The sequence below is a fragment of the Pseudomonas sp. XS1P51 genome, assembly GCF_054897845.1.
The window spans coordinates 6,628,281-6,649,870 of the sequence record NZ_CM142707.1; the positions used below are offsets into that span (position 1 = coordinate 6,628,281).

The 21,590-nt window shown below is 59.9% G+C and carries 21 protein-coding genes; 17 read left to right on the forward strand and 4 right to left on the reverse strand.

Translation table 11 applies throughout. The features are described 5' to 3' along the window. Positions 1-48 precede the first annotated feature (48 nt). From ACYZUD_RS30605 to ACYZUD_RS30645, 9 genes are all read left to right on the forward strand, one after another. Entirely contained in the window at positions 49-780 is a 732-nt protein-coding gene (locus ACYZUD_RS30605) for a response regulator (RefSeq protein ID WP_123409256.1), read from the forward strand. Next, positions 770-2,239, forward strand: coding sequence for an ATP-binding protein (locus ACYZUD_RS30610; protein ID WP_462021534.1), 1,470 nt, complete (start codon positions 770-772; stop codon positions 2,237-2,239). The genes ACYZUD_RS30605 and ACYZUD_RS30610 overlap by 11 nt, the downstream gene beginning before the upstream one ends. Before the next feature lie 198 nt (positions 2,240-2,437). Further along, positions 2,438-3,697 (forward strand): D-mannose isomerase, encoded by a 1,260-nt coding sequence (locus tag ACYZUD_RS30615; RefSeq protein ID WP_462021535.1) that lies wholly within the window; start codon positions 2,438-2,440, stop codon positions 3,695-3,697. Positions 3,698-3,814: 117 nt separating this feature from the next. Continuing rightward, entirely contained in the window at positions 3,815-5,116 is a 1,302-nt protein-coding gene (locus tag ACYZUD_RS30620) for an ABC transporter substrate-binding protein (protein WP_462021536.1), read from the forward strand. A gap of 150 nt (positions 5,117-5,266) precedes the next feature. Beyond that, positions 5,267-6,175 (forward strand): carbohydrate ABC transporter permease, encoded by a 909-nt coding sequence (locus tag ACYZUD_RS30625; protein ID WP_017340433.1) that lies wholly within the window; start codon positions 5,267-5,269, stop codon positions 6,173-6,175. Beyond that, on the forward strand, positions 6,168-7,013 hold the full coding sequence (locus ACYZUD_RS30630) for a carbohydrate ABC transporter permease (protein WP_462021537.1): 846 nt from the start codon (positions 6,168-6,170) through the stop codon (positions 7,011-7,013). Before ACYZUD_RS30625 ends, ACYZUD_RS30630 begins: the two co-directional genes overlap by 8 nt. 2 nt (positions 7,014-7,015) lie before the next feature. Beyond that, entirely contained in the window at positions 7,016-8,176 is a 1,161-nt protein-coding gene (locus ACYZUD_RS30635; protein ID WP_462021538.1) for an ABC transporter ATP-binding protein, read from the forward strand. A 192-nt stretch (positions 8,177-8,368) separates the two neighbouring features. After that, entirely contained in the window at positions 8,369-9,715 is a 1,347-nt protein-coding gene (locus ACYZUD_RS30640) for a carbohydrate porin (protein ID WP_462021539.1), read from the forward strand. 107 nt (positions 9,716-9,822) lie between these two features. Beyond that, a complete protein-coding gene (locus ACYZUD_RS30645) occupies positions 9,823-10,677 on the forward strand; it encodes a D-hexose-6-phosphate mutarotase (RefSeq protein ID WP_462021540.1) in 855 nt (284 codons plus the stop codon). A 113-nt stretch (positions 10,678-10,790) separates the two neighbouring features. Here the strand turns inward: ACYZUD_RS30645 and ACYZUD_RS30650 are convergent, their stop codons facing one another. After that, a complete protein-coding gene (locus ACYZUD_RS30650; RefSeq protein WP_177318169.1) occupies positions 10,791-11,651 on the reverse strand; it encodes a MurR/RpiR family transcriptional regulator in 861 nt (286 codons plus the stop codon). A gap of 223 nt (positions 11,652-11,874) precedes the next feature. Between ACYZUD_RS30650 and zwf the strand changes: the two genes are divergently transcribed. The 4 genes from zwf to ACYZUD_RS30670 all read left to right on the forward strand — a co-directional run bounded on the left by zwf (position 11,875) and on the right by ACYZUD_RS30670 (position 15,694). Next, positions 11,875-13,344 carry a glucose-6-phosphate dehydrogenase gene (gene zwf, locus ACYZUD_RS30655; protein WP_462021541.1) on the forward strand — a complete coding sequence of 490 codons (1,470 nt, stop codon included), beginning with the start codon at positions 11,875-11,877 and terminating at the stop codon, positions 13,342-13,344. Further along, entirely contained in the window at positions 13,331-14,044 is a 714-nt protein-coding gene (gene pgl / locus ACYZUD_RS30660) for a 6-phosphogluconolactonase (protein ID WP_462021542.1), read from the forward strand. Before zwf ends, pgl begins: the two co-directional genes overlap by 14 nt. 17 nt (positions 14,045-14,061) lie before the next feature. After that, entirely contained in the window at positions 14,062-14,727 is a 666-nt protein-coding gene (locus tag ACYZUD_RS30665; RefSeq protein WP_462021543.1) for a bifunctional 4-hydroxy-2-oxoglutarate aldolase/2-dehydro-3-deoxy-phosphogluconate aldolase, read from the forward strand. A 241-nt stretch (positions 14,728-14,968) separates the two neighbouring features. Next, complete coding sequence (locus tag ACYZUD_RS30670; RefSeq protein ID WP_462021544.1) at positions 14,969-15,694, forward strand: intradiol ring-cleavage dioxygenase; 726 nt, start codon at positions 14,969-14,971, stop codon at positions 15,692-15,694. A 2-nt stretch (positions 15,695-15,696) separates the two neighbouring features. On the opposite strand, the gene ACYZUD_RS30675 is transcribed toward ACYZUD_RS30670, so the two are convergent. Further along, a complete protein-coding gene (locus tag ACYZUD_RS30675; protein WP_462021545.1) occupies positions 15,697-16,878 on the reverse strand; it encodes an aminotransferase class V-fold PLP-dependent enzyme in 1,182 nt (393 codons plus the stop codon). 22 nt (positions 16,879-16,900) lie between these two features. After that, positions 16,901-17,137, reverse strand: a complete 237-nt coding sequence (locus tag ACYZUD_RS30680) for a DUF3820 family protein (RefSeq protein WP_007949456.1) — start codon at positions 17,135-17,137, stop codon at positions 16,901-16,903. Between the two features lie 204 nt (positions 17,138-17,341). Between ACYZUD_RS30680 and ACYZUD_RS30685 the strand changes: the two genes are divergently transcribed. From ACYZUD_RS30685 to ACYZUD_RS30700, 4 genes are all read left to right on the forward strand, one after another. Continuing rightward, positions 17,342-17,809 (forward strand): ferritin-like domain-containing protein, encoded by a 468-nt coding sequence (locus ACYZUD_RS30685; RefSeq protein ID WP_462021546.1) that lies wholly within the window; start codon positions 17,342-17,344, stop codon positions 17,807-17,809. 157 nt (positions 17,810-17,966) lie between these two features. Further along, a complete protein-coding gene (locus ACYZUD_RS30690; RefSeq protein WP_462021547.1) occupies positions 17,967-19,955 on the forward strand; it encodes an FUSC family protein in 1,989 nt (662 codons plus the stop codon). Next, entirely contained in the window at positions 19,942-20,148 is a 207-nt protein-coding gene (locus ACYZUD_RS30695; protein ID WP_056741485.1) for a DUF1656 domain-containing protein, read from the forward strand. Before ACYZUD_RS30690 ends, ACYZUD_RS30695 begins: the two co-directional genes overlap by 14 nt. Before the next feature lie 10 nt (positions 20,149-20,158). After that, positions 20,159-21,019 carry an efflux RND transporter periplasmic adaptor subunit gene (locus ACYZUD_RS30700; protein WP_462021548.1) on the forward strand — a complete coding sequence of 287 codons (861 nt, stop codon included), beginning with the start codon at positions 20,159-20,161 and terminating at the stop codon, positions 21,017-21,019. Positions 21,020-21,094: 75 nt separating this feature from the next. Here ACYZUD_RS30700 and ACYZUD_RS30705 read toward each other — a convergent pair whose 3' ends face one another. Further along, positions 21,095-21,565, reverse strand: a complete 471-nt coding sequence (locus ACYZUD_RS30705) for a MaoC family dehydratase (protein WP_462021549.1) — start codon at positions 21,563-21,565, stop codon at positions 21,095-21,097. Between the last annotated feature and the right edge of the window lie 25 nt (positions 21,566-21,590).

A 21,590-nucleotide genomic window follows, 5' to 3' on the forward strand; every position in this document is an offset into this window, starting at 1 on the left:
GTGCTTAAGGCATAATCCGCCCAATTCAAATAACAAGGACGCCTTCCCGTGAGCTCAGTCAACAAGTCGATTTTGTTGGTCGATGACGATCAAGAGATACGCGAGTTGCTGGACACCTACTTGACCCGCGCCGGTTTCCAGGTGCGTACCACGCCTGATGGCGCTGGCTTTCGCCAGGCCATGAACGACGCGCCAAGCGATCTGGTGATCCTCGACGTGATGCTGCCGGACGAAGACGGCTTCAGTCTGTGCCGCTGGATTCGCCAGCACCCGCGTCAGGCCCAGGTGCCGATCATCATGCTCACTGCCAGTTCCGACGAGGCCGACCGGGTCATCGGTCTGGAGCTGGGCGCCGACGACTACCTCGGCAAACCCTTCAGCCCCCGTGAATTGCAGGCGCGTATCAAGGCCCTGTTGCGCCGCGCGCAGTTCGGTCAGGAGCGTTCCGGCAGTGAAGTGCTGGCGTTCGATGACTGGCGTCTGGACATGGTCAGCCATCGGCTGTTCCACATCGACGGCGAAGAAGTGATTCTCTCCGGCGCCGATTTCGCGCTGCTGAAACTGTTCCTTGATCACCCGCAGGAAATCCTCGACCGCGACACCATCGGCAACGCCACCCGTGGCCGCGATTTGATGCCGCTGGATCGCATCGTCGACATGGCGGTCAGCCGTTTGCGTCAGCGCCTGCGCGACACTGAAAAACCGCCACGACTGATTCGCACGGTGCGCGGCAGCGGCTACCAACTGGCGGCCAATGTGGTTGCCAGCAATGGCCACTGAGTTCTTGCGCAGACTCGCCGCCCGCGTGCCGGTGCCGCGCTCGCTGCTCGGGCGGATGTTGCTGCTGACGTTGCTGGCGGTGCTGTTCGCGCAGACGTTGTCGAGCGTGATCTGGGTCTCGCAACTGCGCGCCACGCAGCTTGAAGGCTTGGTCACCAGCGCCCGCAGCCTCGCGCATTCGATGACGGCCAGCGTCAGTTATTTTCGCTCGCTGCCGGTGGCGTTTCGGCCGCTGGTGCTCGACCAGTTGCGCAGCATGGGCGGCACCCGTTTTGTCGTGACCCTCAATGACAAGCCGTTGGGCATGGAAGTGCTGCCGATCACCCCGCGCAAAGAAGCGGTGCTCAAGGCGGTGGACCAAGTGTTGCGCGACTCCCTCGGCCACGACACGGATATCTCCGTGACCTTCGTCAGCCCCGAGGATCTGCGGATCTTCAATAGCGGGCTGAAACTCGATGAGTTGCCGCGCTCCTGGGCGCATTACGCGCTGACCCTGGAACCGGTGAACCCGCCGGTGCTGGTCACGCAAATCCAGATGGCGCCGGGGGAATGGCTGTACATCGCCTCGTTGTTGCCGGAGCCCTACACCAGCCTTGAAGAACAGGGGCTGCCGGCGCAGCAGGTCTGGTTCATCGTCCTCACCAGTGGCTTTTTGTTGTTGTTCATCGGTCTGCTGGTGCACTGGCAGAGCCGGCCGCTCAAACGGTTGGCGCGGGCGGCGCGGGACATGTCCCTCGGGGCGGAAGTCGAGCCGGTGGCCGAAGGAGGCGGCAGTGAGGTGGTCGAAGTGGGCCGTGCCTTCAACGCGATGCGCGAACGGATCAGCCGTTACCTGACCGAGCGCAGCCAATTGTTCAGTGCCATTTCCCATGACCTGCGCACACCGATTACCCGGTTGCGACTGCGGGTGGAACTGCTTGAAGACGAACAGTTGCAAGCCAAGTTCGGCCGCGATCTGGATGAGCTGGAGCTGCTGGTCAAAGGCGCGCTGCAATGCGTGAAAGATACCGACATCCACGAAAACATCGAACCGGTGGACCTCAATCATGTGCTCGATTGTCTGGTAGAGCCTTACCTGGCGCCCAATGGCAATGGTCGCGTGACCCAGCAGGGGCGGGCGTTGGCGGCGTATCCCGGCAAGCCTTTGGCGCTCAAGCGTTGCATTGGCAACCTGATCGATAACGCGTTGAAGTACGGGCAGAACGCGCATTTGCATATCGATGATGACGAGAATGCATTCGTCCTGCATGTCGATGATGAAGGGCCGGGGGTGCCGGAGCAGCGATTGGAGCAGGTGTTCGAGCCGCACTTCCGGTTGGCCGGTCAGCAGCAGGGTTATGGGTTGGGGTTGGGGATTGCCCGCAACATTGCGCATAGCCATGGCGGGGAAGTCAGCCTGCAGAACCTGCGTGAGGGCGGGTTGCGGGTGACACTTCAATTGCCTCGGTCTGTCGATTGAGAAGATCAAAAGATCGCAGCCTTCGGCAGCTCCTACAAGGTGTACGCCATCCAATGTAGGAGCTGCCGAAGGCTGCGATCTCTTGATCTTGCTGCTTGATTGTCACAAGTCAGTGACATAACTCGCCCCCTTCGTTACAAGCCCGCCATCGCCCGTTGTTTAGACTGCCCGCAGTCATAACAACAAAAAAGGCACCCCATGGACACCTTCCAACCCGCCTTCAGCAGTTGGCTGAACGCACCGGCTCATCAGCAGTGGCTCGCCGCCGAAGGCCTGCGCCTGCTGGCATTTGCCAAGGCCTCCAGGCTCCCTGAAGGGTTCGGCAATCTCGATGAAAAGGGCTGTCTCCCGGCCAACGCCCAAGCCGAAACCATGAACACCGCGCGCATGACCCACAGCTTCGCCATGGCCCACATTCAGGGCCTGCCGGGTTTTGCCGAGCTGGTGGATCACGGCGTAAAAGCCCTCAGCGGCCCGCTGCGCGATGCCGAGCACGGTGGCTGGTTCGCCGCCCCGGAACACCGCGACGGCAACACCGGCAAAGCGGCCTACCTGCATGCTTTCGTCGCACTGGCCGCGAGTTCTGCGGTAGTCGCCCAGCGCCCCGGCGCACAAGCCTTGCTCATTGATGCGATCAACATCATCGACACGCATTTCTGGAGTGAAGAGGAGGGCGCCATGCGCGAATCCTTCAATCGCGACTGGAGCGAGGAGGAAGCCTACCGCGGCGCCAACAGCAACATGCACGCCACCGAAGCCTTCCTCGCATTGGCCGATGTCACCGAAGACAACCGCTGGCTGTGCCGCGCCCAGCGCATTGTCGAGCGCGTCATTCACGGTCACGCCGCCGCCAATGATTACCTGGTGGTCGAGCATTTCGACCGCGACTGGCAGCCGCTGCGCGAGTACAACCACGACAACCCGGCTGACGGTTTCCGCCCCTACGGCACCACGCCGGGCCACGGTTTTGAATGGGCGCGGCTGTTGTTGCACCTCGAGGCCGCGCGGGTGCGGGCGGGGATGCTCACCCCGGGCTGGCTCGCCACCGATGCGCAAAAACTCTTCGACCATAACTGCGGTCATGGCTGGAACGTTGACGGCGCACCGGGGATTGTCTACACCCTCGACTGGGACAATCGCGCCGTGGTGCGCCATCGCCTGCACTGGACTCATTGCGAGGCCAGCGCCGCTGCCAGCGCGTTGCTCAAGCGCACCGGCGATGCGCAATACGAAAGCTGGTACCGACTGTTCTGGGCGTTTTGTGACAGTCATTTCATCGATCGTTGCGATGGCAGTTGGCACCACGAACTCGATCCGCAGAACCGCCCGAGCGCTGATATCTGGGCTGGAAAGCCCGACCTTTACCACGCCTGGCAAGCCGTATTGATCCCGCGCCTGCCTCTGGCACCGAGCCTGGCCAGTGCCTTGGCGGGGTTGTCCCAGAGCGGTTCTATGTAACCATACGGTGACATTCGAACGTCCCTTCGTTACCTGCGAGGGGATAACTCCTGTTTAAAATCCGATGCAGCGCAAGCACCAGACTTGCATGCATAACAACAAGAAAGGTAATTCTAGATGAATGCGATTTCTCGCCTCGCTACTGTCATTTCTCTTGCCTCATTGCTTCCTATCTCTGCATTCCCGCTCAGTGCACTTGCCGCCGATTCCAAAGGTTCGGTAGAAGTCGTTCACTGGTGGACCTCCGGTGGTGAAAAAGCTGCCGTCGATGTCCTCAAGGCCCAAGTCGAAAAAGACGGCTTCACCTGGAAGGACGGCGCAGTCGCCGGTGGTGGCGGTGCTACGGCCATGACCGTACTCAAAAGCCGCGCGGTGGCCGGTAACCCGCCGGGCGTAGCGCAAATCAAAGGCCCGGACATCCAGGAATGGGCGTCTACCGGCCTGCTCGACACCGACGTGTTGAAAGACGCTGCCAAAACAGAGAAGTGGGACAGCCTGCTCGACAAGAAAGTCTCCGATACCGTGAAGTACGAAGGTGACTACGTGGCCGTGCCGGTGAACATTCACCGCGTCAACTGGCTGTGGATCAACCCGGAAGTCTTCAAGAAAGCCGGCATCGAGAAAGCACCTGCCACCCTTCAGGAATTCTACGCGGCCGGTGACAAGCTCAAGGCTGCGGGCTTCATTGCGCTTGCCCACGGCGGCCAGCCTTGGCAGGACAGCACCGTGTTCGAAGCGGTGGTGCTTTCGGTCATGGGCGTCGATGGCTACAAGAAAGCCCTGGTCGACCTGGACAACGCTGCGCTGACCGGTCCTGAAATGGTCAAGGCGCTGACCGAGTTGAAGAAAGTCGCGACCTACATGGACGTCGACGGCAAAGGCCAGGACTGGAACCTGGAAGCGGCCAAAGTCATCAACGGCAAGGCCGGCATGCAGATCATGGGTGACTGGGCCAAGAGCGAGTGGACAGCGGCCAAGAAAGTCGCCGGCAAGGACTACGAGTGCGTAGCGTTCCCGGGCACCGACAAGGCCTTCACCTACAACATCGACTCCCTGGCTGTGTTCAAGCAGAAAGACCAGGGCACTGCTGCCGCTCAGCAGGACATTGCCAAGGTCGTGCTGGGTGAGAACTTCCAGAAAGTCTTCAGCATCAACAAGGGCTCGATCCCGGTTCGAAACGACATGCTGAGCGACATGGGCAAGTACGGTTTCGACTCCTGCGCCCAGACCGCTGCCAAGGACTTCCTGGCGGACGCCAAGTCCGGCGGCCTGCAGCCGAGCATGGCGCACAACATGGCGACCACGCTGGCGGTACAGGGCGCGTTCTTTGATGTCGTGACCAACTTCATCAACGACCCGAAAGCCGATCCGGCCACTGCCGCCAAGCAACTCGGCACGGCGATCAAAGCTGCCAAGTAACCGTTAGCGACGCAACCCTGTGGGAGCGAGCCTGCTCACGAAAGCGGAGTGTCAGGCACAGGTGTAGTACCTGACACACCGCCTTCGCGAGCAGGCTCGCTCCCACAAGGGATGTCACTGTAATTTTTAATCTTCGTACTGGATCTTCCCATGAGTTCTGTTGCTGTGTTCAGCAAGGCCTCGCCGTTCGATGCACTGCAGCGCTGGCTCCCCAAACTGGTGCTGGCGCCCAGCATGTTCATCGTCCTTGTGGGCTTCTATGGCTATATCCTGTGGACGTTCGTCCTGTCGTTCACCAGTTCGACCTTTCTACCGACTTACAAGTGGGCGGGTCTGGCGCAGTACCAGCGGCTGTTCGACAACGACCGTTGGTGGGTGGCGAGCAAGAACCTGGCCGTGTTCGGCGGCATGTTTATCGGCATCACCCTGGTGATCGGTGTGCTGCTGGCGGTGTTTCTTGATCAGCGCATTCGTCGCGAAGGTTTCATTCGCACCATTTACCTGTACCCGATGGCGCTCTCGATGATCGTCACCGGTACCGCCTGGAAATGGCTGCTCAACCCCGGCATGGGCCTGGACAAATTGTTGCGCGACTGGGGCTGGGAAGGCTTTCGCCTGGACTGGCTGATCGACCCGGATCGCGTGGTGTATTGCCTGGTGATCGCTGCGGTATGGCAAGCCTCGGGCTTCATCATGGCGATGTTCCTCGCCGGTCTGCGTGGCGTTGATCAATCGATCATCCGTGCGGCCCAGATCGATGGCGCGAGCATGCCGCGCATCTACCTGAAAGTGGTGTTGCCGAGCCTGCGCCCGGTGTTCTTCAGTGCGGTGATGATCCTGGCCCACATCGCGATCAAGAGTTTCGACCTGGTGGCGGCAATGACTGCCGGTGGCCCGGGTTATTCCTCCGACCTGCCTGCGATGTTCATGTATTCCTTCACCTTCAGTCGCGGCCAGATGGGCATGGGCTCGGCCAGTGCGATTCTGATGCTCGGTGCGATTCTCGCAATCATCGTGCCTTACCTGTACTCCGAGCTGAGGACCAAGCGTCATGACTAGTTTCGCTGCCAAACCTTCTATCAGCCTGAGTCGCATCGCGATCTACGGCGTGCTGATCCTGGCCGTATTCCTTTACCTGATACCGCTGGTGGTCATGCTGTTGACCAGTTTCAAGACACCGGAAGACATCAATACCGGCAACCTGCTGAGCTGGCCGACCGTGGTCAGCGGCATTGGCTGGGTCAAGGCCTGGGCCACCGTCGACGGGTATTTCTGGAACTCGATCAAGATCACTGTCCCGGCGGTACTGATCTCCACCGCAATCGGTGCCCTGAACGGCTACGTGCTGTCGATGTGGCGCTTTCGCGGCTCGCAGTTGTTCTTCGGTCTGTTGCTGTTCGGTTGCTTCCTGCCGTTCCAGACCGTCCTGCTGCCGGCCTCGTTCACCCTCGGCAAAATGGGCCTGGCCAGCACCACCACGGGCCTGGTGTTCGTGCACGTGGTCTATGGCCTGGCGTTCACCACGCTGTTTTTCCGTAACTACTACGTCAGCGTTCCCGATGCACTGGTGAAGGCTGCACGGCTGGATGGCGCGGGTTTCTTCACCATCTTCCGGCTGATCATCCTGCCGATGTCCACCCCGATCATCATGGTCTGCCTGATCTGGCAGTTCACCCAGATCTGGAACGACTTCCTGTTTGGTGTGGTGTTCTCCAGCGGTGACTCGCAACCCATCACAGTGGCGCTGAACAACTTGGTCAACACCAGTACCGGGGCCAAGGAATACAACGTTGATATGGCGGCGGCGATGATCGCCGGGCTGCCGACCCTGCTGGTCTATGTGGTCGCAGGCAAGTATTTCGTGCGCGGGCTGACGGCCGGCGCAGTCAAGGGGTAATCATGGCAACGCTCGAACTTCGCAATGTAAACAAGACTTACGGCCCTGGCCTGCCGGACACCCTCAAGAACATCGAACTGTCGATCAAGGACGGTGAGTTCCTGATCCTGGTTGGCCCTTCGGGTTGCGGTAAATCGACCCTGATGAATTGCATCGCCGGCCTGGAAACCATCACCGGCGGCGCGATCATGATCGGCGACCAGGACGTCAGCGGCATGAGCCCGAAAGACCGTGACATCGCCATGGTGTTCCAGTCCTACGCGCTGTACCCGACCATGAGCGTGCGCGAGAACATTGCCTTCGGCTTGAAGATCCGCAAGATGCCTGCCGCCGATATCGAAGCGGAAGTGGCGCGGGTGGCCAAGCTGCTGCAAATCGAACACCTGCTGAACCGCAAACCCGGCCAGCTCTCCGGTGGTCAGCAACAGCGCGTGGCGATGGGCCGTGCCCTGGCGCGGCGGCCGAAGATTTACCTGTTCGACGAACCGCTGTCCAACCTCGACGCCAAGCTGCGCGTCGAGATGCGCACCGAAATGAAACTGATGCACCAGCGCCTGAAAACCACCACGGTCTACGTGACCCACGACCAGATCGAAGCCATGACTCTGGGCGACAAGGTGGCGGTGATGAAGGACGGGATCATTCAGCAGTTCGGTACGCCGAAAGACATCTACAACAACCCGGCCAACCTGTTCGTGGCGAGCTTCATCGGTTCGCCGCCGATGAACTTCATTCCGCTGCGTTTGCAACGCAAGGAAGGTCGTCTGGTGGCGCTGCTCGACAGCGGTCAGGCGCGTTGCGAATTGCCATTGGGCATGCAGGACGCCGGCTTGGAAGATCGCGAAGTGATCCTCGGCATGCGCCCTGAGCAGATCGTGCTGGCGGGCAGCGAGCCGAACGGTTTGCCAACCATTCGCGCCGAAGTCCAGGTCACCGAACCGACCGGTCCCGACACGTTGGTGTTCGTGAATCTCAACGACACCAAAGTCTGCTGCCGCCTGGCGCCGGACGTTGCACCGGCCGTGGGCGAGACCCTGACCCTGCAATTCGATCCATCGAAAGTGCTGCTGTTCGATGCCAAGACCGGGGAGCGCCTGGGTGTGGCTGGCCTGCCGAAAACCGAGACTCACAACGCCAACGTAGCCCAATTCAAAGGCCGCTGAAGATCAAAAATGTGGGAGCGAGCCTGCTCGCGATAGCGGTGTGACATTCAACAGTGATGCTGAATGTGCTGGCCTCATCGCGAGCAGGCTCGCTCCCACAGGGGGATTCGCGGCGGATGGAGACCTCCGCCGCAACCGATGTAAACCGCGTTAGATAAAAACAGTTAATAACAATAAAACGAGGATGTAGGGATGAAGAAGAACAACAACGCTCAGCTTATCTGCCAGTTGTCGGCGATTGCGGCAATGATGCTGGCTGGTAGTGTGCACGCGGCTGACGCGTTCAGCGCCGATTCCGAGTGGATGACCGGTGATTGGGGTGGCGAGCGGACCAAGCTGATCGAGCAAGGCATCGACATCAAGATGGACTACGTCGGTGAAGTGGGCGGCAACCTCCACGGTGGCTACAACAACGACAAGACTGCGCGTTACGCCGACCAGTTTGGCCTGGGCGTGGCGCTGGACCTGCAAAAGCTGTGGGGCTGGGATAACACCCAGGCGAAGATTCAACTGACCAACCGTAACGGCGAGAACATCTCCAATGACCGTGTCGGCGACCCGCGTGCCGGCACCTTGAGTTCCTCCCAGGAAGTCTACGGTCGTGGCCATATGGTCCGTTTGACCCAATTGTGGATCAAACACCAGTTCCTCGACGGCAAACTGGACGTCAAGGCCGGTTACTTCGGCGAAGGCGAAGACTTCAACACCTTCCCTTGCGAGTTCCAGAACCTGGCGTTCTGCGGTTCCCAGGTGGGTAACTGGGCGACCAACATCTGGTACAACTGGCCGATCAGCCAGGCGGCGGTCCGCGTGAAGTACAACATCTCGCCTGAGTTCTATGCGCAGATCGGCGCGTACAACCAGAACCCGTCGCAACTGGAACACGGTAACGGCTTCAAGCTCAGCGGCAGTGGTACCAAGGGCACCGTCTTGCCGGTCGAACTGGTCTGGTTGCCTAACCCGAACAACCTGCCGGGCGAATACCGTGTCGGTTACTACAAAAGCACGGCCAAGGCCGATGACGTTCGTGAAGACGACAACGGCAATGACGCGGCAACCAGCGGCAACGCTTACCGCAGCCACAGCAGCAAGTCCGGCTACTGGTTCGTGGCGCAGCAGCAACTGACCGACCACAACGGTGACAAGAGCCGCGGCCTGACCGTTTCGGCCAATGCCACGTTCCACGACAAGGACACCAACATCGTCGACAACTACCAGTCGCTGATGCTTGTGTACAAGGGCCCGTTCGATGCTCGTCCAAAAGATGACGTCGGTATCGGTTTCGCCCGTATCCATGTCAACGATGACGTGAAGAAAAACGCCGAGCTGGTCAACGCCTCCAATGGTGTAGCGGACTACCAGGACCCACTGTTCTCGCCATTGCGTGACACCGAGTATAACTACGAGATCAACTACGGCTTCCACGTTACCAACTGGCTGACCGTGCGTCCTAACCTGCAATACATCACTCACCCGGGCGGTGTGGATGAAGTCGATAACGCGCTGGTCGCCGGCCTGAAAATTCAGTCGGTGTTCTAACGCTGTTGCGATAAGCTCCTCTCTATGTGCGCATTTTTGCGGACGGCCCAGGCTGTCCGCTTTTTTTTGGGGGCGGCGCACCCCGGGTGATTTCAGGACCGTGGCACATGCATGAGCATCCGCTACAACGCTTCTTCAAATCCTTGCGCGAACGTCCGGTGTTTGCGTGGGAGCGCTATCAGATGCGCGACGTGCTGGTGATCGATCATCCGTTGTGTCAGGCGGTGTTCAGTCGGCAGGGCGCGCAGTTGCTGCACTTCCAGCCAAAGGGGCAGAAACCCTGGCTCTGGTGTGCGGCGAAGTGGCCGCACGTCGGTGCGATTCGTGGTGGCGTGCCGGTGTGTTGGCCGTGGTATGGCCGTCATCCGAGCGAAAACGCCTGGCCGTCGCATGGTTGGGCGCGATTGCTCGACTGGAAGCTGCTGGACAGCAGCCATGACGAGGATGGCGTGCGCTTGCACTGGCAACTTCAGTTGTGTGACTGGCAAGTGGACCTGCATGCGCACCTTGGCGAGCGCATGGATTTGCGCCTGAGCACTGAGCATCAGGACAGCCTGCCGTGCCAGTTGAGTCAGGCGTTGCATGCCTATTGGCGTATTGGTGACGTTGGTGAGGTAGCGCTGTCTGGGCTCGACGGAGCGCAAGGTTACGACCAGTTGAACCGTCAGGTTTGTCAGCAGGAAGGTGAGTTGCGAGTCGATGGCGGCTGTCAGCGAGTGTTCCAGCAGGAAGGCGAATTACAGCTCAAGGACCACGCCTGGCAGCGGGAATTGTGCATCGACACGGGTGACGATGCGGACACGGTGGTCTGGCATCCCGGTTCGCGACCGTTGTTGGGGGTAACCTGGAACGAGATTTCCGAGTTTGTCTGTGTGGAAGCGGCCAGCGGCGGGACCGATAGCCTGAGCCTGGCGCCGGGGGAGAGGGCGCATTTGAGTTTGCAGGCGCGGGTGGGGGCGTGACTGAATATCAAAAGATCGCAGCCTCGTTTCACTCGACAGCTCCTACAGGCGTACGCGGTTCCTTGTAGGAGCTGTCGAGTGAAACGAGGCTGCGATCTTTTAAGCCAAACGCTCTAATTAAACTCATCCCCAATTGGATACCGGCTGGCATTCAGGCTTTCCTTGATCTTGCGCAAATGCGGCTGGAAATCCACGCCCCGACGCAAGGTCATGCCGGTAGCCAGCACATCCAGCACGGTCAGCTGAATGATCCGCGAGGTCATCGGCATGTAGATGTCGGTGTCTTCCGGCAGCGGAATGTTCAGGCTCAAGGTACTGGCCTTGGCCAGTGGCGAACCCTCGGCCGTCAGACCCAGTACCGAAGCGCCGTTTTCCCGGGCGATGCGGGCCACTTCCACCAGTTCGCGGGTGCGTCCGGTGTAGGAAATGATCACGAACAACTCGCCGGTGTGCGCCACCGATGCAATCATGCGCTGCATCAGCACGTCCGCGTGGGCGGTGACAGCCAGGTTGAAGCGGAAGAACTTGTGCTGTGCATCCAGCGCCACCGGGGCCGAGGCGCCGAGGCCGAAGAAGTGGATCTGCCGGGCCTGAATCAACAGGTCGACGGCGCGGCTGATCAGGTTCGGGTCCAGCGCTTGCAAGGCACTGTCCAACGAGGCGATGGCGCTGCCGAAAATCTTCTTGGTATACGCTTCAGGATTATCATCGGCCTCGACCGCACGGCTGACATACGCCGCGCCGCTGGCCAGGCTCTGAGCCAACTGCAGCTTGAGTTCCGGATAACCGCTGACGCCGAACGAACGGCAGAAACGGTTGACCGTTGGCTCACTGACCTTTGAGGCCTGGGCGAGGGCGGCGATGCTGAACCGGGTGGCCTGCTGTGGGTTGAGCAGGATCACTTCGGCGACTTTGCGTTCTGCCTTGTTCAGGTCTTCAAGGCGATTCTGGATTTGTTCCAGTAAATTTCGCACGCGGTCCATATCTGTTCCTTGTTCACCTACAAAAAGTCGCTCTGCTATGCGAATTGGGCCTTTGATGCGGCCACAAGCGGTGGCCTATCCTACTGATGGCTCCGACTGACCACCACTCGGAATCTGTATTTTGCGAAAATGTTGTGGTTATTACTACATTTTCCCTTGAGTGATGCCTTGAAAAAAGGTATTTGTAGCTTAACTTGATAAAAGAACAAACATCATGCCTTCGATTACGGTTGAACCGTGCACCTTTGCCTTGTTCGGCGCCCTCGGCGATCTGGCCTTGCGCAAGCTGTTTCCTGCCCTTTATCAACTCGATGGCGCAGGCCTCTTGCACGAGGACACGCGCATTATTGCACTGGCCCGTGAGCCTGGCAGCGAGCAGCAACACCTGGCGTTCATCGCCTCCGAGCTGCGCCGCTATGTCGATGCCAAAGAGCTGGACGAAGCTGTGGTCGAACGCTTCCTGGCTCGCCTGAGCTACCTGCACGTCGACTTCCTCAAGGCTGACGACTACGTCGCCCTGGCCGAGCAGGCCGGCAGCGCCCAGCGGGTGATTGCCTACTTCGCCACCCCGGCCGCCGTTTACGGTGCCATCTGCGAGAACCTGTCGAAGGTCGGCCTGAGCGAAAACACCCGCGTGGTGCTGGAAAAACCCATCGGTTCGGACCTGGAATCCTCGCGCAAGGTCAACGACGCCGTGGCGCAGTTCTTCCCGGAGAACCGCACCTATCGCATCGACCACTACCTGGGCAAAGAAACGGTTCAGAACCTGATCGCCCTGCGTTTCGCCAACAGCCTGTTCGAAACCCAGTGGAACCAGAACTACATCTCCCACGTGGAAATCACCGTGGCCGAGAAGGTCGGGATCGAAGGCCGTTGGGGCTACTTCGACAAGGCCGGTCAGCTGCGGGACATGATCCAGAATCACCTGCTGCAACTGCTCTGCCTGATCGCCATGGACCCGCCGGCCGACCTGTCCGCCGACAGCATCCGTGACGAGAAAGTCAAAGTGCTCAAGGCACTGGCGCCAATCAGCCCGGAAGGCCTGACGACGCAAGTGGTGCGCGGCCAGTACATCGCCGGTCACAGCGAAGGCAAATCGGTTCCCGGTTATCTGGAAGAACCGAACTCCAACACACAGAGCGACACCGAAACCTTCGTTGCCCTGCGTGCCGATATCCGCAACTGGCGTTGGGCCGGTGTGCCGTTTTACCTGCGTACCGGCAAACGCATGCCGCAGAAGCTGTCGCAGATCGTCATCCACTTCAAGGAACCGTCCCACTACATCTTTGCTCCCGAGCAGCGCCTGCAAATCAGCAACAAGCTGATTATCCGCCTGCAGCCGGACGAAGGCATTTCCTTGCGTGTGATGACCAAAGAACAAGGCCTGGACAAGGGCATGCAGCTGCGCAGCGGTCCGTTGCAGCTGAATTTTTCCGACACCTGGCGTAGCGCACGGATTCCCGATGCCTACGAGCGGTTGTTGCTGGAAGTGATGCGCGGCAATCAGAACTTGTTTGTCCGTAAAGATGAAATCGAAGCCGCGTGGAAGTGGTGTGACCAGTTGATCGCCGGGTGGAAAAAATCCGGTGATGCGCCCAAGCCGTACGCGGCCGGGTCCTGGGGACCGATGAGCTCCATTGCTCTGATCACGCGGGATGGGAGGTCGTGGTATGGCGATATCTGAATTGAAACTGCCTCAGGGCGTCAGCGCCCATGAGTTCAAAAGCCCGGTGCTGCTGGCCGAAGGCCTGGCGCTGAACGTGGCCAAGCAATTGAGCGACGCAATCGATGCCACCGGCACCGCAACGCTTGTGGTCTCCGGTGGTCGCAGCCCGGTGGCGTTTTTCCAGCACCTGGCCAAGCAGGCGCTGGACTGGTCCAACGTCGTGGTGACCCTGGCGGACGAGCGCTGGGTGCCGGTAGAGCACGCCGACAGCAATGCCGGTCTGCTCAAGCGCTACCTGTTGCAAGGTCCGGCGGCCAAGGCTCGGTTTCTGAGTCTCTATAGCGCCACCGCCAACCTTGAACAGGCAGCCGAGCAGGCTGATCGCTTGCTGGGAGAGTTGCCGCCGATCGACGTGCTGGTACTGGGCATGGGCGACGACGGTCATACCGCCTCGCTGTTTCCCAACAGCCCGAACCTGGCCGACGCCTTGAAAGTCGACGGTACACGCCGTTGCTACCCGATGCTGGCGCCAACCGTGCCGCATCAGCGCCTGACCATGAGTCGCGCGCTGCTGGCGTCGGCGAAGAACACCGTTCTATCGATTTCCGGTCAGTCCAAGCTGACCACCCTGAGTGCCGCACTGGCCGGTGACGATGTCGCCGCAATGCCGATTCGCGCGTTTCTGCAACCTACGTTAGAGATTTACTGGTGCCCATGAGCCAAGGATCAGCCGCTATGAAAAACACATCCCCGACCGTTTCCATGGCGGACAAAGTTGCCCTGATCGACAGCCTCTGCGCGAAGGCGCGGATTCTGCCGGTGATTACCATTGCTCGTGAACAGGATGTTCTGCCGTTGGCCGATGCCCTCGCGGCCGGTGGCCTGACGGCGCTGGAAGTGACCCTGCGTTCGCAGTTCGGCCTCAAGGCCATCCAGATTCTGCGTGAGCAGCGTCCGGAACTGGTGACCGGTGCCGGCACTGTGCTCGATCGCCACATGCTGGCGGCCGCCGAAGCGGCGGGTTCGCAGTTCATCGTCACGCCGGGCATCACCCGTGACCTGCTCGAAGCCAGCGTCGACAGCCCGATTCCGCTGCTGCCAGGCATCAGCAATGCCTCGGGCATCATGGAAGGCTACGGTCTGGGTTATCGCCGCTTCAAGCTGTTCCCGGCGGAAGTCAGCGGTGGCGTAGCCGCCATCAAGGCCCTCGGCGGCCCGTTCGGTGAAGTGAAATTCTGCCCGACCGGCGGCGTCAGCCCGGCCAACATCAAGAGCTACATGGCGTTGAAAAACGTCATGTGCGTGGGCGGTAGCTGGATGCTTGACCCCGAGTGGATCAAGAACGGCGACTGGGCCCGCATTCAGGAATGCACCGCCGAGGCGCTGGCGTTGCTGGACTGACCGGATTTACCAAACACTTCGTTGTGTGCTTTACGGCTTTACGGTGCGCTTGGTCGGTGCACCGTTTTTTTTTGCCCAAGAAAACCGATGGCAGTCAGTCAAACCGCCACAGATCACTCATCAATCATTCTGTCTCTTTACTGACTGGCATCAGAGACAGGACATCATGCGATACATAGTTACCGCATCTCGCTGCTCGTCCAGCGTTAACCTGCGTTCATCTTATTGAAGAGAGAACGTCATGGACGACAACACCTCGGTTACAACCTCGCAACCGGTTTACCTGCTATCACCCGAACAGATCGCCGGCCCCTATTTTCGAAATCCGAAATTGATCAGACGAAACATCAGCGAAGGCATGGACGGTATCCCGTTGGTGCTGAGGCTGACGATCGTCGATGCCATGACCGGTCAGCCGGTCACAGACGCACTGGTGGATATCTGGCATTGCAATGCGCGCGGAGCGTATTCGGGCTGGAGCAAAATCAATCCGGACAAGGAGGTCGACATCGGTGACATCGGCTCGATCCCGCGCACCGACGACGATACCTACCTGCGCGGTGGGCAATTCACGGACAAGAAGGGCGTCGTGCGGTTTACCACGATTTATCCGGGGTTCTATGCCGGCCGTACACTGCACATTCACGTCGCCGTACGCATCACGGGCGGCAATAACTATCTGCAAGAGCGGCATGTCGCCTGGGTCGGTCAGCTTTACTTTCCCGAGGCGGCCTCGCGCTCGGTCCTTAACGCCATGGAGTACAGCGATCGATCCGTCTCGCCGCTGACCAACGGCCAAGACTTCTTCTATGAAACCATGGGCGGCGAAGCCTCGACCTTGAACATTCACACTCTGTCTCGAGACTCGAAAGACGATGGTTTTTTCGGGCACATGACCATCTGCGTCGACACGTTCGCAGTGTCGACGCAGATCAAACCCGAGGACTTCGACAAGTACACGGTGTGACGTCAGCGCAGTTCGGTCAGCGCCCGGGCCAGTAAATCCATGTCTGCGGCGGTGGTGGTGAATCCCGGCGTAATGCGGATGCACGGACCACTCGCCGCCCCGCTGCGTGCCACGGTGAACAGGTTGTAGTCCTTGAGCAGCCGCTCGACCATCGCCTGCTGGTCGGCAAGTCGGGTAAAGCGCATCGACGTGATGCCGCAATACAGTCGTGGGTCATCCGGGGTCATGACGTCGATCCCCGGCAGCTCGCGCACTGCGCTCACCCACCGGTTGCGCAGGTAATTGAGCCGAGCGCCCTTGGCGGCGGAACCGCCCATGGCCCGATGCTCCTCGAACACCAGCGGCAGGGTCAGCAACGCCGGAATATTGGGCGTGCTGTAAGGCGTGCGGGCACGAATGTCGGTGACAGGAAAGTGCATCTCGCCCATGTCCGGGTCGATGTCGGCCAGGCGCTCCGGGGCGATATAGATAAAGCCCAGGGTCAGCGGCGCACCGATCCATTTGTGCAGGTTGTAGCCGGCGAAGGCGACACCCAGATCATCGAGGCTGAACTCGAACTGGCCGAGGGCATGGGCACCGTCGAGGATCACATCGATACCGTGTTCCCTGGCGATTGCGGCAATCGCTTTGACCGGCATGACCAGGCCAGTTCGATGGGTGACGTGGGTCAGGGCCATCAGTTTGAGTCGCGGATAACGCGCGAAGGCTTCGCGGTAGGTGGCCAGCAAACTGTCGAAACTGGCGGGGTGCCGGTGTTCGATCTCGATCACTTCGACGCCGCGATTGCGCGCCAACCAGCGCATGGCGCCTTTGACCGTGTCGTACTCCAGATCGCAGATCAGTACCTGATCGCCGGGCTTCAGTTGGTTGTAGTTGCGGATCAGCGACTGCAAACCGTCCGAAGCGTTGCGGGTGAGGGCAACGCTTTCGGCGGGTACGCCCACCAGGTCAGCGACCTGCGCGCGGATTTCCAGGCTTTCGCCCGTCTCGAAACGCTGGCGCACATGCACCGAGTTGCTGCGGTTGATGAGTTCGATGTTGCGCTGATACTCCTCGACCACCGTGCGGGACATGCGCCCGAAGTAACCGTTTTCCAGGTTCACCGGGCCGGGTTCAACGGCGTAGCGGTCGGCGAAGGTCAACCAGAAGGCTTCATCACGGGCGCGGCGGGTGTTATCGGGCATGGGCTACTCAGTGGTGGGCAGGTCAGTGGCGAGGAGCGGGCTTGCCATGTTTGGCGCGCAGCGGCTCAAGCAGCTCCGACAGGCCGTTGTGATCGATTTCCTGCATCAGCGCCAGCAGGCCGCCGAGTTCGCCATGGGGGAAACCTTCCCGGGCGAACCAGTTCAGGTATTGGCCGGGAAGGTCGGCAATGATTCGCCCCTTGTATTTGCCGAAGGGCATTTCGCGGGTGATCAGCAGTTCGAGTTTTTCAGGGTTCATCAATCGGTCGTCTTGATTCATTCAGGCTGGAAAATACAGGCATTCTGCATGCAGGCCAATTGACAGATCATGCAAAAAAAGCGGATACAGATGACGTCGTAAAATATAAGTAATTGAAATTTAATAAGTATTTATTCAATTCGAAGCTGGCATGCAGGGTGCAATACCTATTGCATCTTTCATCAACCCGCAAGGAATTGAAAAATGACCGACCTCAATAAAGAAGCGATCTCTGTACTCAACGACCTGATTGAAACCAGCAAAGACGGTCAGGAAGGGTTCAAGACTTGCGCTGAAGACATCAAGCATCCAGAACTCAAAACGCTGTTCATCACTCGTTCCGCCGACTGCGCCACTGCAGCTGCCGAACTTCAGAGCGCTGTGCGTTCGATGGGCGGTGATCCGGAAACCTCCACCAGTGTCAGCGGCGACTTGCACCGTCGCTGGGTCGACGTGAAGGCCATGTTTACCGGCAAGGATGAAGAAGCCGTGCTGAACGAAGCCGAACGCGGTGAAGATCATGCGCTGAAGGCTTACAAAGAAGCCATGGAAAAAATCAACAAGCACAACCTGGTGGGCATTCGTGACCTGGTTGAGCGTCAGTACCACGGCGTGCAACGCAATCACGATCAGGTAAAAGCCCTGCGTAACCAGGCTCGCGCACGCTCGTAAGCGTTCGTTGTCTGTCAAAAACGCCAGCCAGTCTGGCGTTTTTTTGTGCCCGGGATTTAGCACTGGACGGACTATAGATAGCTAGCTAATAATTTACTTTTCAAGTGAATTGACCGAAGCCGTCTATCGTTAAACCGTTCCTCCAAGAGTCCCTTACGTGCCTATCACTTTGCAGGCTTTGTTTGCGCCTGACCGCCGCGCCTTACAGTTCGCGATCAAAACCCTGATCGGCGGAGGTCTGGCGCTGTGGCTGGCATTGCGCTGGGGGCTGGAACAACCGGCCTGGGCGTTGATGACGGCGTTCATCGTCGCCCAGCCGTTGTCCGGGATGGTGGTGCAGAAGGGGTTGGCACGTTTGCTGGGCACTCTGGTCGGGACGATCATGTCGGTGGTGTTCATGGGGTTGTTCGCCCAGACGCCTTGGTTGTTCCTCCTGGCATTGGCCTTGTGGCTCGGGCTGTGTACCGCGAGCTCGACCTTGTTGCGCAGTGCCTGGTCCTATTCATTCGTGCTGGCCGGCTACACGGTGGCGATCATCGCGTTACCGGCCATTGACCATCCGCTGACGGTGTTCGATCAAGCCGTGGCTCGCTGCACCGAAATCAGCCTGGGCATTATCTGCGCCACTGCTGCCAGTGCGTTGCTCTGGCCAATGCGGGTCGAGCGGCAACTGGCGGATCACGCACGGGCGGCGTGGCAAAGCGGTATGAACGCCGCGCGTGCGACCCTGGCCGGTGACAGTCAGGCGCGTAAAGGGTTGTTGGAAATCCTCGGGAAAATCGTCGCAGTGGATGCCCAGCGCGAGCATGCCTGGTTCGAAGGTGGCCTCGGCCGACAGCGCGCGCGGGCGATCAGCGGTTTGAGCCAGAAACTGTTGATGCTGCTGCGCATCGCCCGTTCGGTGCGTCGGCAGTGGAAGCAGCTGGAACCGCAGGAAACCGAGCAACTGTTGCCTTGGATGACCGAGGTTCAGGACGCGCTCGACAGCCCGGATACCGCGACGCTGCAAGCATTGCGACCGAGGTTGCTCGACGCCTCCCACGACCCGCACATCAGCTCCGCGCAAAGTTACTGTCTGGCCCGTTTCACCTTGCTGCTCGATACCGCGATGGCGGCTGGCGCGGCGTTGAAGGCGGTCGAGGAGGGCAGGGACGCAGTGGATCCACCGAGAACCCTGACACCCCACCGCGACCTGTCATTGGCGCTGGTGTTCGGTGCTCGCAGTGCGTTGGCGTTTCTGGTGGTCTCATGCTTCTGGTTGGCGACCGCCTGGCCCGCCGCGTCGGGTGCGTTGCTGCTGACCTGCGTCGTTTGCAGTCTGTTCGCCAGTCGCGAAAACGGTGCGCAGATCGGCATGAGTTTTCTGCGAGGGATCCTGCTGGCGATTCCGGCCGCGTTTATCGTCGGGCAGATTCTGCTGCCGCAATGGAGCGGTTTTGCGTTGCTCTGCATGGGCATGGGCGTGCCGTTGTTCTTCGGCGCGCTGGGCATGGCCAAGCCGCAGATCGGGGCGACGGCTACCTCGTTTTGCTTGCACTTTATCGTGCTGGTCTCGCCGCTCAACGCGATGAAATTCGATGTCGCGACGTTCTTCAACAGCGCTCAATCCATCGTGATCGGGGTTGGCGCCGCAGTGCTGGCGTTCCATTTGCTGATCCTGCGCAACCCGACGTGGCATGGTCGACGTCTGCTGGCGGCGACCCTCGATGATTTGGTTCGCCTGACCCGACGCAATCTGCGCGGTGCCGAAAGCTGGTTCGGCGGTCGCATGGCTGACCGCTTGCTGCAACTGGCGCGGCATTATCCGGAACTGCCGGAGCCGGCGCGCAGTCGCTGGGACGATGGCTTGCTCGGCCTGGATATCGGCGACGAGTTGTTGCATTTGCGCTTGAGCCTGGCGGTGGCGCAGGTGCCGGTCAGTGCGCCGCAACGGCGTTATCTGGAGCAACTGGAAAAAGTCCTGGAGCAGGGGCCGGCCGGTAGCCGGGCCGAGGCGCTGGAACAACCCAGCGAAGCGTTCTTGAACACCTTGTACGCGTTACCGCCCAGCGATGCCTTGAAACTGGCTCAAGGGGCGGTGCTGCAATTGCAGAACAGCTGGCGTGCCTGGTGCCGTCAACAGGAGCAAAGCCATGGGCTTGCGTGAGTGGTCGGTGGGCGGGGTGCTGCTCAGTCCGTTTCTGATTTATGTGTTGCTGGCGCTGCTGGTCACCGGGGCCTTGCGCCTGTTGTTGCGCCTGACGCCGGTCGGCCGCTGGATCTGGCACGAAGCGCTATTTGATTGTGCCTTGTACGTCTGTGTATTGACCCTGATCACCGTCGTCCTCGGACCTTTATAAGGAGTTGAACATGCGTACACCCGTACGTGTCGCGGTAACCCTGTGCCTGGTGGCGGTGGCGATTTTTGCCGGCTTCCATTTGTGGCAGTACTACATGTTGACGCCCTGGACCCGCGACGCGCGGATCCGCGCCGACGTGGTGGTCATCGCCCCGGATGTGTCGGGTTGGGTCCGTGAACTGAAGGCTGTCGATAACCAGCAGGTCAAGGCGGGTGATCTGTTGCTGAGCATCGACCGCGACCGGTTCGAAGCGGCGCTGGAAAAGGCTCAAGCGGTGGTGCAGACGCGCCAGCAGCAACTCAATCTGCGTGAACGCGAAGCCAGCCGTCGCGCCAGCCTCGGGCCGCAGGCGATCAGTGCCGAGCTGCGCGAGAACGCACAAATCAACGCCGGTATCGCCCGTGGCGAACTGCGCGAAGCCCAGGCCGAAGCCAAGGTCGCGGAGCTCAACCTGGCCCGCAGCCAGGTGCACGCGCCCCGAAGCGGCCATATCACCAACCTGCGTCTGGCCGAAGGCAATTACGTGAATGCCGGGCAACCGGTGATGGCGTTGATTGATGATTCGACCTTTTATGTGCAGGCGTATTTCGAAGAAACCAAGCTGCCAAGGATTCGCGTTGGCGATCCAGTGAAGGTCTGGCTGATGAGCGCGGGGGAGGCGTTGCAGGGACATGTCGAGAGCATCAGCCGGGGGATTACCGACCGCAATACCACGCCGGATGGACAGTTGCTGGCGGAGGTGGAACCGACGTTTAACTGGGTCAGGCTGGCACAGCGGATTCCGGTGCGGATCAAGCTGGACAAAGTGCCCGAGGGGATCAACTTGAGTTCGGGGATGACGGCGAGTGTGCAGGTGCACGAAGGGCCTTAAGATCAAAAGATCGCAGCCTGCGGGTGTACGCGAAACTCTGTAGGCGCTGCCGCAGGCTGCGATCTTTTTGCGGCGTCAGCCGATGCTGATCGCCGGCAGGGTCGGCAGCGTCACGGTCTGTTGCTTGCGCGGCGCCAGAATCTCCGCTTCGCCATCCACCACCAATTCATCGCGCTGGTTAAATACGCGAGTGGCAATCCGCACACGAAACTTTGGCAGTTTCTCGAGGATCTCCAGGCGCACGGTCAGGGTGTCGCCAATCTTCACCGGCTTCTGAAAGCTCATCTGCTGACCGATATAAATAGTCCCCGGCCCAGGCAACTCGCAGGCCACGGCCGCACTGATCAGCGCACCGCTGAACATGCCGTGGGCGATGCGCTCCTTGAACATGGTGCCAGCGGCGAATTCGGGGTCCAGGTGCACCGGGTTGTGATCGCCGGACATGGCGGCGAACAACTGAATGTCACGTTCTTCGACAGTCTTGCTATAGCTGGCGGTCTGGCCGACTTCGAGGGCTTCGTAAGGGGTGTTGGTAACCTGGGTCATCTGTTTCAATTCCTGTCACGAATAA